The 13,110-nt window shown below is 63.3% G+C and carries 16 protein-coding genes and 1 pseudogene; 10 read left to right on the top strand and 7 right to left on the bottom strand.

The genetic code is table 11. The annotated features are described in order from the left end of the window. The 5 genes from D588_RS0103530 to D588_RS0103515 all read left to right on the top strand — a co-directional run. A partial coding sequence (locus tag D588_RS0103530) for a methyl-accepting chemotaxis protein (RefSeq protein ID WP_017914997.1) occupies positions 1-663 on the top strand: 663 nt, incomplete at its 5' end. Positions 664-886: 223 nt separating this feature from the next. Continuing rightward, the gene (locus D588_RS0103525) at positions 887-1,738 is read left to right on the top strand and encodes a hypothetical protein (RefSeq protein WP_017914996.1); all 852 of its coding nucleotides are present in this window, start codon (positions 887-889) and stop codon (positions 1,736-1,738) included. Positions 1,739-2,333: 595 nt separating this feature from the next. Further along, positions 2,334-2,789, top strand: coding sequence for a hypothetical protein (locus D588_RS0103520; protein WP_017914995.1), 456 nt, complete (start codon positions 2,334-2,336; stop codon positions 2,787-2,789). Positions 2,790-3,101: 312 nt separating this feature from the next. Next, on the top strand, positions 3,102-3,314 hold the full coding sequence (locus tag D588_RS27580) for a hypothetical protein (protein WP_157836408.1): 213 nt from the start codon (positions 3,102-3,104) through the stop codon (positions 3,312-3,314). Between the two features lie 73 nt (positions 3,315-3,387). Next, entirely contained in the window at positions 3,388-4,650 is a 1,263-nt protein-coding gene (locus D588_RS0103515; RefSeq protein ID WP_017914994.1) for a lipase family protein, read from the top strand. 286 nt (positions 4,651-4,936) lie between these two features. Here D588_RS0103515 and D588_RS0103510 read toward each other — a convergent pair whose 3' ends face one another. Continuing rightward, a complete protein-coding gene (locus tag D588_RS0103510) occupies positions 4,937-5,638 on the bottom strand; it encodes a DUF2306 domain-containing protein (protein WP_081613470.1) in 702 nt (233 codons plus the stop codon). 75 nt (positions 5,639-5,713) lie between these two features. Between D588_RS0103510 and D588_RS0103505 the strand changes: the two genes are divergently transcribed. Beyond that, positions 5,714-6,169: a hypothetical protein gene (locus D588_RS0103505; protein WP_017914992.1), complete on the top strand. Its 456-nt coding sequence runs from the start codon at positions 5,714-5,716 to the stop codon at positions 6,167-6,169. Positions 6,170-6,197: 28 nt separating this feature from the next. Here D588_RS0103505 and D588_RS0103500 read toward each other — a convergent pair whose 3' ends face one another. Continuing rightward, positions 6,198-6,419 carry a hypothetical protein gene (locus D588_RS0103500; RefSeq protein WP_017914991.1) on the bottom strand — a complete coding sequence of 74 codons (222 nt, stop codon included), beginning with the start codon at positions 6,417-6,419 and terminating at the stop codon, positions 6,198-6,200. 423 nt (positions 6,420-6,842) lie between these two features. On the opposite strand from D588_RS0103500, the gene D588_RS0103495 reads away from it, so the two are divergent. The 3 genes from D588_RS0103495 (at position 6,843) to D588_RS27575 (ending at position 9,598) form a co-directional block, all read left to right on the top strand. Next, positions 6,843-7,667, top strand: coding sequence for a restriction endonuclease (locus tag D588_RS0103495; protein WP_026143331.1), 825 nt, complete (start codon positions 6,843-6,845; stop codon positions 7,665-7,667). Between the two features lie 71 nt (positions 7,668-7,738). Continuing rightward, positions 7,739-9,052, top strand: coding sequence for an ATP-binding protein (locus D588_RS26355; RefSeq protein WP_081613469.1), 1,314 nt, complete (start codon positions 7,739-7,741; stop codon positions 9,050-9,052). Positions 9,053-9,067: 15 nt separating this feature from the next. Then, positions 9,068-9,598 carry a hypothetical protein gene (locus D588_RS27575; protein WP_157836407.1) on the top strand — a complete coding sequence of 177 codons (531 nt, stop codon included), beginning with the start codon at positions 9,068-9,070 and terminating at the stop codon, positions 9,596-9,598. A gap of 236 nt (positions 9,599-9,834) precedes the next feature. Here D588_RS27575 and D588_RS28130 read toward each other — a convergent pair whose 3' ends face one another. The 3 genes and pseudogenes from D588_RS28130 to D588_RS26985 all read right to left on the bottom strand — a co-directional run. Continuing rightward, positions 9,835-9,990: a hypothetical protein gene (locus D588_RS28130; protein WP_232764212.1), complete on the bottom strand. Its 156-nt coding sequence runs from the start codon at positions 9,988-9,990 to the stop codon at positions 9,835-9,837. 111 nt (positions 9,991-10,101) lie between these two features. Further along, positions 10,102-10,422, bottom strand: coding sequence for a type II toxin-antitoxin system Phd/YefM family antitoxin (locus D588_RS0103480; RefSeq protein WP_026143333.1), 321 nt, complete (start codon positions 10,420-10,422; stop codon positions 10,102-10,104). 27 nt (positions 10,423-10,449) lie between these two features. Further along, positions 10,450-10,731: pseudogene (locus D588_RS26985) on the bottom strand (HigA family addiction module antitoxin); the annotation flags it as partial. Between the two features lie 255 nt (positions 10,732-10,986). Here D588_RS26985 and D588_RS0103470 point away from each other — a divergent pair. After that, the gene (locus D588_RS0103470; RefSeq protein WP_010341478.1) at positions 10,987-11,319 is read left to right on the top strand and encodes a hypothetical protein; all 333 of its coding nucleotides are present in this window, start codon (positions 10,987-10,989) and stop codon (positions 11,317-11,319) included. 111 nt (positions 11,320-11,430) lie between these two features. Here the strand turns inward: D588_RS0103470 and D588_RS23905 are convergent, their stop codons facing one another. Both D588_RS23905 and D588_RS23900 read right to left on the bottom strand, forming a co-directional pair. Further along, the gene (locus D588_RS23905) at positions 11,431-12,411 is read right to left on the bottom strand and encodes a virulence RhuM family protein (RefSeq protein ID WP_232764211.1); all 981 of its coding nucleotides are present in this window, start codon (positions 12,409-12,411) and stop codon (positions 11,431-11,433) included. Positions 12,412-12,510: 99 nt separating this feature from the next. Continuing rightward, positions 12,511-13,110 (bottom strand): ATP-binding domain-containing protein (locus D588_RS23900; protein WP_043083294.1); only part of this gene is annotated, 600 nt, incomplete at its 5' end.

The raw sequence follows: 13,110 nt of genomic DNA, 5'->3' as shown, positions 1-13,110 counted from the left end.
CTGGAAGAGACCGCCGCCTCGATGGAGGAACTGACCTCCACGGTGAAGCAGAACGCCGAGCACGCCCAGCGCGCCAACCAGCTGGCGCTGGGCGCGGCCGGCGTGGCCAGCGAAGGCCGCGACGTAGTGGGCCAGGTGGTGGAGACCATGGACGGCATCCAGGCGGCCTCCAGGCGCATCGCCGACATCATCGCGGTGATCGACGGCATCGCCTTCCAGACCAACATCCTCGCCCTCAACGCCGCGGTGGAAGCCGCGCGCGCCGGCGAACAGGGCAAGGGCTTCGCGGTGGTGGCCGCGGAGGTCGGCACGCTCGCGCATCGTTCGGCCGGCGCCGCCAAGGAGATCAAGACCCTGATCGACGACTCGGTGCAGCGCGTCGCCCACGGCGCCACGCTGGTGCACCAGGCCGGCGCCACCATGGACCAGGTGGTGGCCAGCGTGCAGCACGTCACCGACCTCATGGGCCAGATCTCCGCCGCCTCGCACGAGCAGGCCAACGGCATCGCCCAGGTCAACCAGACCATCGCGCGCATGGACGAGACCACCCAGCAGAACGTCGCGCTGGTGGAAGAAGCCAGCACCGCGGCGCGCTCGCTGGAGGAGCAGTCGGCGCAGCTCACCCAGGCGGTGGAAGTGTTCAAGGTCGGCGCCTACGTCTGATCGACGGCCGCGGCGGCGGCCGTGCCGCTTCGGTTCATCCCGCCGGCCGGCGGCGGTGGTCGGCCGGCAACCCAGCGCGTGAACGCCAGGTGTCGGCCGGTGCCGGCCATCGCACCGGCTGCCATGGCCGTTGCCGGCGCAAGCGGTACGATGGCGGCCTCCCACGTTCGCCCCCTCCCCGGAACCTCATGAAGGCTGGCCTCCCCGACGCCGCCGCGACGGCATGAGCCGCGCGTCGCACCGCGCGCCCGTCGCCGCCGAGACCCGCAGCGAACGCTGGCAGCGCTGGATCGCCTGGCTGCTCAGCGCGCTGCTGCACGTGCTGATGGCGCTCGCCCTGCTGTATGCGGCCAAGCCCACCATGTCCACGCCGCAGGGCGCGGCCGGCGGCAGCCGGATCCGCGTGGACTTCCTCGGCGACAGCGACAAGCCGGCGAAGCCGCTGCCGCCCAAGCCCAGCCCGCCGCCGGCGTCCGCCGCGCCCAAGCGCACACGCGCCACCACCACCGTGCAATCCACCCTGGTTGCGCAGTCCGACGACCCGGTGCCGCCGCCCGATCGCGTCGACACGCCGAAAGCGGCGGACACGCCCGCGCCCGCCCCGGCGCCGAGTCCGGCGCAGACCGCCGACAGCAATCCGCCGCCGCCGACCGAGCGCCGTCCGCAGACCTGGACCGGGCGCCCGCCCGGCGCGCTCGACACCGAAACCGCCCCGGACAACAGCGGTCTGGCCGCCGGCCCAGGCAGCCGCGGCAACCGCCACGACATGGACGCGGCCCAGCCCAGCCTGGAGGTCGGCGGCTACCTGGTCTATTACGACCTGGGCAGCGAGAGCCAGCTGCGCACCTGGCAGCAGCAGGGCATGAAAGAGATGTTCATCCTGCTGCCCGGCACCGAGTACCGCATGGTCTGCCCGCTGGAGATCGCCCTGACCCGCGGCTCCGGCAAGTGCCGCGCGTTGCCGCCGGACTCGCCGGAGCTGAAGAGCATCGGCGACGCCCGCCAGGTCATCACCATGCTGCAGGTCTACCACCAGGGCGAGCTGGTCTGGCGCGGGCCGGGGCCGTATCGCTGAGTTGCTGTGAGCGGGCGATCGGTGCGTCCACCCTTGCTGCAGTCGGGACTGAAGTCCCCCCCACAAGGAGCGGCCGGCCTTCAGCACGGTGGTCAGCATTCGTTGGAGACGCAGGCTTCATCCCTGCGGAACGGCTTCAACCTCGACCAGCGAAGCCGTCGGCCGATCCGACATCCCTGCAGTCGGGACTGAAGTCCCTCCCAGCGTGATCCTCCGACGAGGCGGGCGCCGCACCTGTGGGAGCGGCTTCAGCCGCGACGAGTGGAGCCATCGGCACATGCGGGGTTCCATTGCGATCGGACTGAATCCCTTCCCACGCGATTGCCCGCTTTCCGCGCTGGCGGCGCGCTGGACAACACAGCGAGCGACGCCGCTACGGTCGGAGCGGTTCCATCCGCGACCCTGCGGCAACGCGGAGCGAACGCGGCGCAGCACTCGACGCCAGAAGCGGCTGCCCACCCGGCGCCCTCACGCCCGCTTTGCATTCGCCGCCCGCCCCGTTGCTAGAGTCGGCCCGCGCCGCCGCGGCCGCCTGTCCCCCGCTTTGCAGGTCCCGCAAAACCCGGCGTCTTTCCTCCATTGAAGGAGTCTCGACATGCCCTGGAAATTCCCTCTCGCAACGCTCGCCCTCGCCGCCGTCGCCCTGCCCGCGCTGGCCCAGTCCGACCGGCAGGTGGTCGAGGACATGCTGACCCGCTCGGCCAACGTCTGCCCCGGTCACAGCACCGAGCGCACATCCCCGGCGGTGAAGGCCGTGCCGGTAGGCGCGCTGCGGGTGATGCTCGACCGCGGCCTGGTGATGTGCCCCGATCGGCGCCTGGACGCCACCGCCCCGGCCGTGTTCTACGGCAGGCTCGGCGTGTTCGCCTGGAACCCAGAGGTTCCCGCCGGCGCGAGCGTGATCGTCAAGCAGATCGACGCGATGACCCGCAAGGACGAATACCCGTCCGAAACCCTGGTATGGGACGCCAAGGGCACCGCGCTGAAGCAGCAAACGGTGCCCGCGTTCGAACCCAAGCCCGGCGCCACCGTGCTGTACCAGGTGCGCTGACCCCGTTCCGCTGGCCCGCGCACGGGTCGGCAAGATCGATCGCAGCCGGCGGCCCGCAAGGTCCGCCGGCTTTTTTATGCCGCGGTGCGAATTCCATCGCGACCGCGCACGGCGACAGACAAGACACGCCGTGACGCGCACGACGTCGATGATGTCCTGCTCCTGTCCTTGCGCCGCCCACGCGTTTCGTGGAGGCGGACAATATTCGGATCATCGGGCGCGATTATCTCTTGCCACCCTACGATTATCTTGAAATCAAGATTGTTGACTTCTGAAAAGTCCGCTTCAGAAGCGTAGACAAATTCCTGTGACGTGCACGCAGCCAGCCGAAAAAGCGGAATCCGGCTGGATTCGCGCGAAACCATGCGGATCTTTCATCCTTTCCTCGTCGCCACTGTGGCGCAGCGCACGCCGCAGCATCGATGGATCTCTGCATTTTCCAATGCGATGTGTCGTGAAATTCCGTCAGGTGCGATGCGAATCAATACCGCAGCTAAATATTATCTCGTCGTGTCGCAAAAATAATGCGGACGACATAGTAGCGTTTGCGCCCTCCCCCACCCCCCGGGCGACCGGGATTCGACACGAGGATGTTTCCATGGCCACACAGCGGAATCGGCTGGCGCTGCGCGCACTTTCCCTCATCGGCATCGCGGGCGCGTTGTTGCCCATCGCCGCCACGGCGGCACCGGCGCGCGGCACCGTGCTCAAGAGCAATGTCCTGACCAGCTACACCCGTCAGGCGATCGCCACGCTGCTGGCCAACGACCAATCCCCCGACCAGGCCAAGTGCGACGTGCGCGTGGCCGAGTTCACCTACGCCACCATCGGCGTCGAGGGCGAACCCACCACGGCGTCGGCGGCGCTGCTGGTGCCGGGCGGCAGCCAGTGCCCCGGTCCGTTCCCGCTGGTGAGCTACAGCCAGGGCACCGAGTCGCAGCGCCGCGCCGAGCAGGCCAAGGAGATCCGCGACGACAAGGGCGACGACACCATGGTCACCCACCTCGCCACCCAGGGCTACGTGGTGGTGAGCAGCGACTACCTCGGCATCGGCCAGTCCACCTACGCGTTCCACCCCTACCTGCACGCCGCGTCCGAGGCCAGCGCCACCATCGATGCGATGCGCGCCGCGCGCCAGGTGCTGCAACGGCTCAACACCCCGCTGTCGGGCAAGGTGATGCTGACCGGCTTCTCGCAGGGCGGGCATGCCGCCATGGCCACCCAGCGCGAGATCGAAGCGCACCTGTCCAACGAGTTCAACCTGGTCGCCAGCGCGCCGATCTCCGGCCCGTACGCGCTCAGCCAGACCTTCCGCGACAGCTGGAGCGGCCGCAACGCGGTGGGCGAGAACACCTTCGGCATCGTCCTGGCCAGCTACGCCATCGTCGGCATGCAGCACACCTACAAGAACCTCTATCTCGACCCGTCGCAGGTGTTCCAGGATCCGTGGGCCAAGAAAGTGGAGAAGCTGTTCCCCGGCAACCAGAGCCTGACCGACCTAGTGCTCGGCGACACCCTGCCGGGCGTGGACAAGATCCGCCAGTACTTCCAGCCCGGCTTCTACAAGGACTTCGCCAGCAACGCCAACGACCCGTTCCTGCGCGACCTGGAGCGCAACGACCTGCTCGACTGGGCGCCGCGCACCCCGACCCTGCTGTGCGGCTCGGACAACGACGCCACCGTGCCGCTGAAGAATGCCACCACCGCCGTCGCCGCGTTCAAGGCCCGCGGCAGCAACCAGGCGACCGTGCTCGACCTGGGCACCGGCAAGCCCAGCGACAACAGCGCGCTGGAACACCTGTTCACCGAAGACGCCTGCACCATCGCCGTGCGCCAGCAACTGTTCGACAAGCTCCGCTGAGGTCGCGGCGGGCGACAACGCAGGCGCACTCCTCCCCCGGCGCCTGCGATCGTCCGTCCCGCTGGCTGCCACGCCTGGGCGCAGGCGTGGCAGTGTTTTTCTGTGCGATCCGGAGTGCTGCGCGATGCGGACGCCGATGCTGGGCCGACGATGACCGCGCATTGTGCGCAGCTGCGCGACAGCGCGTGCGCTGGCACACCCGACCCAGGAGGGAATGACGACAGATCGGCCGGCGGTACCGGCAGCGGCAATCACCGGCCGGCACACGACCCCATACGCCCGGCCATCACCCCGCGCCGAGGCCGGCGCCTCGCGGCAGCATCGCCAGGTGCTTGCGTCGACCCCGCGCATCGGCGATCACGCGCCCGACGCCATACACCGACAACGGCACCACCCAACTCGCCCACAGCAGCAGCGCGATCAAGCCCGGCGACGGCGTCAGGCCAAGGCCGATCGCCGACGGCAACGCCACGCGGAACACCACCGGCGCCAGCGTCGCCAGATAGGCCCGCACCATCCAGCGCTGGTGCCGCAGCACGTGCCCGCGCCGGATCGCCACCAGTCCGACCGACCCGGTCACCAACCACGCCAACGCCGTGGCCGCGAACGCCACCCGGATCGACGGCGGCGCCGGCGAGGTCGCGATCAGCCCGACCACCCCGACCATCGCCACCACCATCCCGGCGAAATACACCCGCCCCACCCAACGATGCAGCCGCGGCCAACGCCGCCACCGCTGCGTCGCGAACTGCAGCGCCCCCAGCAGCAGGCCGACCGCCCCGCCACTGAGATGGCACCACAGCCAGCCGCGGCGTGTCAGGAACATGGCGTATGCAGGTGAATCTAGCGCCGCATACTTCAAGTACACATGGCGGACGAACTCGGCCGAAACCGCGGCCAGCGCCAGCCACAAAAATGCCCACGCCACGCGCGTTGCAGTCCTGCGTCGGCGCAGTTCGACACCCTCGCGTATCGGATCGGCCCGCATGCCCGGCTCCCTCGGCCAGCCCGCTCTGGGGATGAAAACGCTAGCATGCCCACTACACTTTTTCTTGAGCTAGCCATGAAGGCAACGAAAGTCCATCTCGCCCTGCTTGCCTTGCTCGTTTCGGGGATCGCTGGCGCCTCCGAAAGAAGCGACCGTCCCGATTTCTCGCGCCTATTGTCCGATTCTGCGGATTTTTGCGAGAAAACTGGCAGTTTAGACAGGTCGTGCATCGATAGGCTGGACTATTACTTCGGAGTAATTTATGAGATGAACGAAACCGATTTGTCGACCAAGATCGATGAGCGCGCGATATTGGACATCGCGGAACTGCTGAAGAGCGACTACCCAAAGCTGTTCAGAGCGGCACGGATTCTTGGCGCGATGGGAAAGCGGGCAACGGTAGCGTTGCCGAGTTTGCGAGCTGCAGAAGCCGAGGCTGGCTTCGCGAGAGATCTAGACAGCTTGATCGGCAGCGAAGCACTTCAAAAGTCTCTCAGACTTGATATACAGCGGATAGAAGGCAAGCGTTGACTGCCCATATGCCGTGTGAATCCAGCACTCACCGGGTTCGCCTGCGCTGCCGAACCATCTGCCGCGCCGCATCCAGCAGCCAGTACCCCATGGCTGCCGCCAGGGGAATCTCGATCACCCGCGAGGTGAGCGCGACGAAGCACACCAGCAGCAATACCGGCGCCACGCGCCACAGGGGCTGGTGGAATGGATTCAGGTAGTGCCACTGGAAGCCGCGGACGCGCGCGACGATCAGCAAGACGATGGCCAATGCCTAGGGGATCGGCCGAAACAGGCGGCCGAAACAGGGGTCAGAGTCCATTTTTTTACCAGCCTGACCTTGTCCAAAGGGGCCGGCCCATCGGGCGATGCCTGAAGCTGACCGTAGGAGAAGTGCACTCTGACCCGGGTATTCTCCTCATTCCCTGCCCCACGCTGCGCCGGACCCTCGGCAGCGCGAAGCTAGCATGAAAGCCTCGGCGCCACGGAAGGCGGCGACGGGCGGCGGACAGGCGCGTCCGAGAACGCTGCCGCACACGTCGCTCCGCCGATCGGCACAGGCGATCCGGCTACCGATCGCGACGCCACCACCCAGCCTTAAATGCGAATTTCGTCTCGTTTTGTAGACGACACAGTTAACAGTACAGACATCTGCCGCACACAGGTCTATGGTCGATCCGCGGACGGGGGTCGCATGGGACGCAGACAGGGGAAAACCGGATTCGACGCGCTGGCGGCGTTGCCGTGGCCAGTGGGAATCATGGCCGGTATCGCCGGCTTCCTCGCCGTGCGCGACGGCATCCCCTGGTGGTTCTCCCGCCACGACGGCGCGTTGTCGCAGGCCATCGCCCAGCAAGCGGAAGGCGCATTCGCTCCGATGGCGTGGATCCTGCTGCTGCTCTGCTGGCTGGCGGCGCTTGCCTCATTCCTCAAAGCGCGGCATCGCCGCCGCCTGCTGGACACCCGCACCACCCTCGAAAGCCTGGCCGCCGGCGGGTGGCGCCAATTCGAACTTCTGGTCGGCGAAGCCTTCCGCCGCCAAGGCTACGCGGTAGAAGAAACCGGCCTCGGCGGCGCCGACGGCGGCATCGATCTGATCCTGCGCAAGGACGGCCGCCGCACGCTGGTGCAATGCAAACAGTGGAAACGGCAACAGGTCGGCGTCAGCGTCGTGCGCGAGATGTATGGGTTGCTGGCGCATCACCAAGCCGATGCGGTGGAGATTGTTTGTGTTGGTAGCTATACGAATGATGCGGAGCGGTTTGTGCGGGGCAAGCCGATCGAGTTGATCAGTGGCGAGTGTCTGCTAGAGGTGCTCCAGGTGGCTGAAAACGGCTGCGCAGCTGAGACATCTTTCAAGTTGCGAATCGAGCCGGCGCTTGTTTCGGCGATTGACACCGACTCTCAATCGCGCACGTGCCGACGGTGCGGAAGCGCATTAGTACAGCGGATCAACAGGCGTACTGGTGATGCTTTCCTAGGTTGCAGCAAGTTCCCGTATTGCCGACGAACCGGATAAGTGGGCTCCGCCATTAGCTTCGTAAGTATTTTTAGCAATCACATGTGGTCATCCATACGGACAGTAAATTTATGCTCACAAAAATTTCATGCAATGGCTTTAGATCTTTATCAAACTTTTCCATGGATATAAAGCCTGGAATAAATCTCCTACTCGGACCAAACGGGTCAGGAAAAACAAATATAATTAGCCTTCTGGATTTTATTGGAAAGTTAGCAGAGTTGCCACTCACAGAAGCGGTCAGTGCTCTCGGGGGGGCGGGCGCCATTTTTCGAAAGATAGGAGACACGGGTTATGAAGATCGTGTCCAGATATCGATATATGGTTATTCAAAAGCGTCTGCAAGACTATATTTCAAGTTTAAATTTGAAGTCGAAATTGAATTGAGCGCAGATCGTGATAGCGTAATTTATTCAAAGCAAGAACTGGTTGTAGAGCGGTGCACAAAAGCTAAGCTTAAAGAACCGAACATCATTCCAGAAATCGATGTTTCAGCGATGCTTGGCGCAGACGGAAAAGTAAAAATTAGCTGTGAAATCAACGAAAAGTTTGAAGTGTCAATACCCAAATCAGAAATAAACAAAGTTCTTGCATCCTTACATGACGCCGATCATTCTCTACTTCAATTAACTCCACGAATTATAAGTCCTTTGTGGATCATTCTTTTTGATATCGCTGGCGGCCTGTCGTTGAATGTAATTCCATCTAAAGCTAAGCAAGCCGAAGATAGCACTGCGCCAGCTAGAATTCAGCCCGATGGTTCAGGTCTGTACTCAACACTTCGTGCTGCGTTCAAGTCAGAACAGTCGCCCCAAACTCGCCGACTAGGTATTCGTTTTTCGAGATATCGCTACTTTGAGAGCGATTTTCCTAAAAATTCGTTTTCAAAAATATTGGATGCCACAAAATTTGCGAACTCATCTATAAACGACATCAGAATTCAAAATGACCCATTCGATAACAAACTAAAAGGTTCGGTCGTTATGGCCGACGAAACCAAATCGGAGCTTCCGATCTCCGCCATGTCTGACGGCACTGTCAAATGGCTCGTGCTAGCAACCGCCATATACACCAAATCCAAATTAATATCTATTGAGGAGCCTGAGAACTATCTACACCCTCTTGTTCAAATGGAGATAATCAGGATATTTCGGGAGGAATGTGGCCCAGACAATTTCGTTTTTATCTCGACCCATAGTGAAACTCTCCTAAACTCAGCGAAGCCAGATGAAGTAGTTGTAGTCGAGTTCCGTAGCGGCAGGACGACAGCTACACGGGTAACAAACTCCAAACAGTTGCTTCGTGAGATCAAAAAGACTGGCTTTGGCCTAGGATTTTATTATGTGAGCGGCGCTCTTGAAGGCAGTTCGGACGAGATATCTTAAAAGGAACTTCAAGAGATGACTAAACCTGCCTTTTTAGTCGACGGACAAACCGAGAAGCTTGCCATTCAACTGATTTGTCCCGGGCGCCCGATAAGAGTTCTTGGCTTAAATGGGAATACAGTTTCAGCGGCCGCGATAGCAAAAAGGGCCAAAACTCATATTGACTTGCTTAAGGGAAGGTGCTTTCCTTTTATATTAATAGCAGATCTTGAAGACCGAAAACTTAGCCATGAAAAATTCGCAACGGAAATCGCAAACGAACTCGTGAAGTTGAAGGTCAGCGAGCCTGTAATAATTGGAATTCCGGATAGGATGATTGAAAATTGGATACACTGCGATCCCGCTTGTGTTGGTCAGAGTGCGCGATGTTGTGACGGTGAAAACGGCGCAAATCTCATAAAAAAATCGCTAGGCACCTACCATAAAACCACTACGGGCTCAACACTACTAGCTCAATCCAGGGCGTCAGAATTGAGAAAAAGTCCATCCTTTTCAATATTTGCCGATAAACTAGCTTCACTGGGTTGCCAATGGCTTAATAGGTAAGCAAAAGCAAAGCGGACGAAAGTAACGGTGCGGAAAACCGGCTCAAAGGGTAACTACTTAGCGGCTAAAGCCATAGATGGAACGTGGCCGAACCTGGAAACTGGGGTCGGAGTTCGCTATTTGCAACCTCACCCGCGGCTCCCCAGTCCAGCGAAATCGAACGAAAGCTGCCGGTGGTGGCGAATGGAGAGCAGATACAGGGCGGCGGAGGCCTCCGCCGCCGTGTACAGCATCACTTAGTCGCCGTGCAGGTAGATGCGCAACGCATCCGGCATTCCCGTCGGCAGTGCAGCCAGTTGCGCGAGCGCCTCGGCCGATTGCGGCGGAGCGTCCAGGTAGGGCCGGCCGATGCGCGGGAAGCGCTGCAGGTTAGGGACCACAGTCGTCCGCAATTCGGCGAGCAGGTCGTCGAAGGCCGCAGCGGCATCGGCGTCCAGCAGGAGCGCTTACATCGCGTCGAGGCTCGCGAGGAAGCTCTCCGTCAGTTCGACGCGATGCAATGGTCAACCCCGCTTCTTGACCGCGCGCTTGCCTGGGCACACCCCGTCGGGCGTCTTGATCGCCGCGCGCCGCTGCTGCAGTTGGCCGATGGCGGCATCGGCATCGACCGTACGGCCGGCGGCGATGTCGGCCAAGCCGCGCTTCGCATCGTCGAGCACCAGGTGGATGCGCTCGCGCTCGAGCCGGTGGTAGTAGTCCAGCCGGTCGGCGTCGATCAGCGCGACGTAGCTCTCGCCGTTCTTGGTGATGATCTTCTCGGCGCCGGCCTTCGCCTGGTCGGCCAGCTCGGAGAGATTGGCGCGCGCCAGGGTGACAGACTCCACGTTGGTGACGGAAAGGCCCGTTGGTACCAGCCGCTTGATCCGCTCCGGAAAGTCACCAAGCAAGCGACGCACCTCTTCCAGTTCGTAGTCCGCCTGCAGACTCAGCCAATAGCGTTCGGTCGTGCCCAACGCCGCAGCCAGGCGCACGGCGGTGTCGGCGGTGATGCCTCGCTTGCCCAGCACGATTTCGTTGATCCGGCGCGGCGGCACGCCGGTGACGCGGGCAAGTGCGTTCTGACTAATGCCCAGCGGGACGAGGAACTCGTCGCGCAGCACGTCGCCAGGATGGATGTTGCGCAAGGAGGCCATGACGGGATGCCTGAATTGGTGGATCGGCGATGGCGACCTCATCCATCGACCATAACGGCACCCGTCATACGACGCAATCCGTTACGGCGCTGCGCAAGGCCCCCTCTGCTCAAGTGTTGAAAGCACGCCAATAACGCGACGCGGCGGCGGATTGGCGCGAGCCTGCGCACGATGGGGAACTCCTCCCCATTCTTGACCTCCCATACATCCAACCCACCGCATCCTCGCCCCGATTCCAACACCGGAGGCGGGGATATGACGAAGTGGATGGGGGCTGCGCTGGCCGCGGCGATGCTGGTGACCGGCTGCGCAAGGGTGGAGGGCGAGAAGTTCGTCGGCCACTGGGTCAACGTGGAGTCGAAGGACGACACGATCGACATCGAGCGCAACGGGGAGTCGTTCATGGTGCGCAACACCACCCCGCGCTTCTTCACCCGCAAGCCCAAGACCGAGAGCTACCCGGCCATCTACAAGGACGGCGTGCTGCAGGTGACCAACGACGGCGAGACGGTGAACTTCGCCATCGACGAGGCCGATGGGCACCTCAACACCGGCAGCGACGAGTACCAGCGGGTTCCGGCCAAGTAGTCGCGCGACGTCGAGCCCGGACCCCGGGCTCGCCTGGCCTGCCCGCATCGGAAGGTCGCTGCGGGCGTGGCATTGGGCCGGCAGTTCGCCGTTCCCGGGACGCTGCCTCGTCTACTCGCCAGTGGGCCGCTTGGTCCGCGTGGACCGGCGTTTCTCGCTCTCGAGCGCTTTCAGCTTGCGCGTTGCCTCTTCGAAATCGCGCTCTACCGGCGACGGTTCTTCCAACGTGCGCTGTCTGTAACGAGCGAACTCGGCCTTGGAAAATTCCAGCGCCTGCTCGCGGCCGATGCGGCCGGCATGGGTCAGCACGTCGCGGTCGCTCAGGCGCAGGAAGTCGTCCAGCTTGGCGATCCATGCGGCCATGGTCATCGGCCTGCGGTTCATGGCCTGCAACTCGGCGAACTCCAGGTAGGCGGTGACGATGCGGTTCAGTGCCTCCAGCTCCTCCGCGTTCAAGTAGCTCTTGGCGACGACCGCATCGGACGCGCGCGGCGCGGCGCCCACCCAGTTGGTCATGCCGCTGTGCGGCTTGCTGGCGTCGGCGCGCTCCATGAGCAGTTCGGCGGCGGTGTGGCCATGGGCCGCCCAGTGCATCTTGTTCTGCACAGTGGCGAAGAAGCGCTGGCTGGCCTCGGCCGACGGGTCGTAATCCACGCTGGTGGCGTAGATGTCCAGCACCTTGCGCCAGAACAGCTTCTCCGACGAGCGGATGTCGCGGATGCGGCCCAGCAGTTCTTCGAAATAGCCATCGTCCGGCCCGCGCTTGAGCCGTTCGTCGTCCAGCGCAAAACCCTTGACCAGGTACTCGGACAGCCGCGCCGTCGCCCACTGGCGGAACTGGGTGCCGCGCGCGGAGCGGACCCGGTAGCCGACGGCGAGGATGGCGTCGAGGTTGTAGTGATCGATGTTGCGGCGCACCTGGCGCTCGCCTTCGGCTTGAACTATTCGGAATCTCCGAATAGTTCGTTCATGTTCAAGTTCACCCTCGGAAAAAATGCTGCCCAGATGTTCATTGATCGTTGGGACAGAGACTTGAAACAGTTCTGCGATCTGCCGCTGCGTCAACCACACCGACTCGCCTTCCAGCCGCACCTGGATCCGCGTCTGCGCATCCTCGCTGCGATACAGGATCAATTCCGAGGTCGGGGCTTCCTTGTCGTCGTTACGCATGCCGGCTCCTGATGCGGCTCGTCAAAACAGCGCGCCCTGGATCGGCGTGCCGGAAGGTGCGGGAAGGATATCGGCTGCAGGCGGTGGTGGCTGCCGCTCCGTCCCACCCAACCGCCACGCCAACCCCGAGATCCGCGCCGCATGCCGTGCGAGCGCGGCGCGCAGCACCGGTTCGCTGGCGGCGATGTGCAGCGCGCGGCGGGCGCGGGTGATACCGGTGTAGACCAGTTCGCGGCTGAGCACGCGGGCGTCGCGGGCCGGCAGTTGCATCCACACTTCGTCGAATTCGCTGCCCTGCGCTTTGTGCACGGTCATGGCGAAGGCGCTCTCGTGCGCGGGCAGCGCCGCCGGGTGGAAGCCGCGGACCTGGCCGTCGCCGGCGCCGTCGAACCAGGCGACCAGGGTGCCCTGTGCGTCCTTCAGGCAGATGCCGACGTCGCCGTTGAACAGGCCGTGGCGGTAGCTGTTCTCGGTGATCAGCAGCAGGCGGCCGTGGAACCAGGGCGCGGCGGCGCCGAGGCGGCGCGCGCCGCTGGCGGTCTCGGCCAGCAATTGCTCGATGCGTGCGTTGAGCCCGCGCGCGCCCTGCGGGCCGGCGCGCACGGCGGTGAGCAGGCGCAG

The sequence above is a fragment of the Xanthomonas sp. SHU 308 genome, from assembly GCF_000364645.1.
Classification (GTDB): Bacteria; Pseudomonadota; Gammaproteobacteria; order Xanthomonadales; family Xanthomonadaceae; genus Xanthomonas_A; species Xanthomonas_A sontii.
The sequence above is the reverse complement of the archived record's forward strand: the minus strand, read 5'-3'. Positions and strand labels throughout refer to the sequence as shown.

Bases quoted from the DNA above. Each gene is read 5' to 3' on its own strand.
- D588_RS0103525 (WP_017914996.1), top strand. From the start codon at position 887: ATGAGCCGCGCGTCGCACCGCGCGCCCGTCGCCGCCGAGACCCGCAGC.
- D588_RS0103520 (WP_017914995.1), top strand. From the start codon at position 2,334: ATGCCCTGGAAATTCCCTCTCGCAACGCTCGCCCTCGCCGCCGTCGCC.
- D588_RS0103515 (WP_017914994.1), top strand. From the start codon at position 3,388: ATGGCCACACAGCGGAATCGGCTGGCGCTGCGCGCACTTTCCCTCATC.
- D588_RS0103510 (WP_081613470.1), bottom strand. From the start codon at position 5,638: ATGCGGGCCGATCCGATACGCGAGGGTGTCGAACTGCGCCGACGCAGG.
- D588_RS0103505 (WP_017914992.1), top strand. From the start codon at position 5,714: ATGAAGGCAACGAAAGTCCATCTCGCCCTGCTTGCCTTGCTCGTTTCG.
- D588_RS0103495 (WP_026143331.1), top strand. From the start codon at position 6,843: ATGGGACGCAGACAGGGGAAAACCGGATTCGACGCGCTGGCGGCGTTG.
- D588_RS26355 (WP_081613469.1), top strand. From the start codon at position 7,739: ATGCTCACAAAAATTTCATGCAATGGCTTTAGATCTTTATCAAACTTT.
- D588_RS27575 (WP_157836407.1), top strand. From the start codon at position 9,068: ATGACTAAACCTGCCTTTTTAGTCGACGGACAAACCGAGAAGCTTGCC.
- D588_RS0103470 (WP_010341478.1), top strand. From the start codon at position 10,987: ATGACGAAGTGGATGGGGGCTGCGCTGGCCGCGGCGATGCTGGTGACC.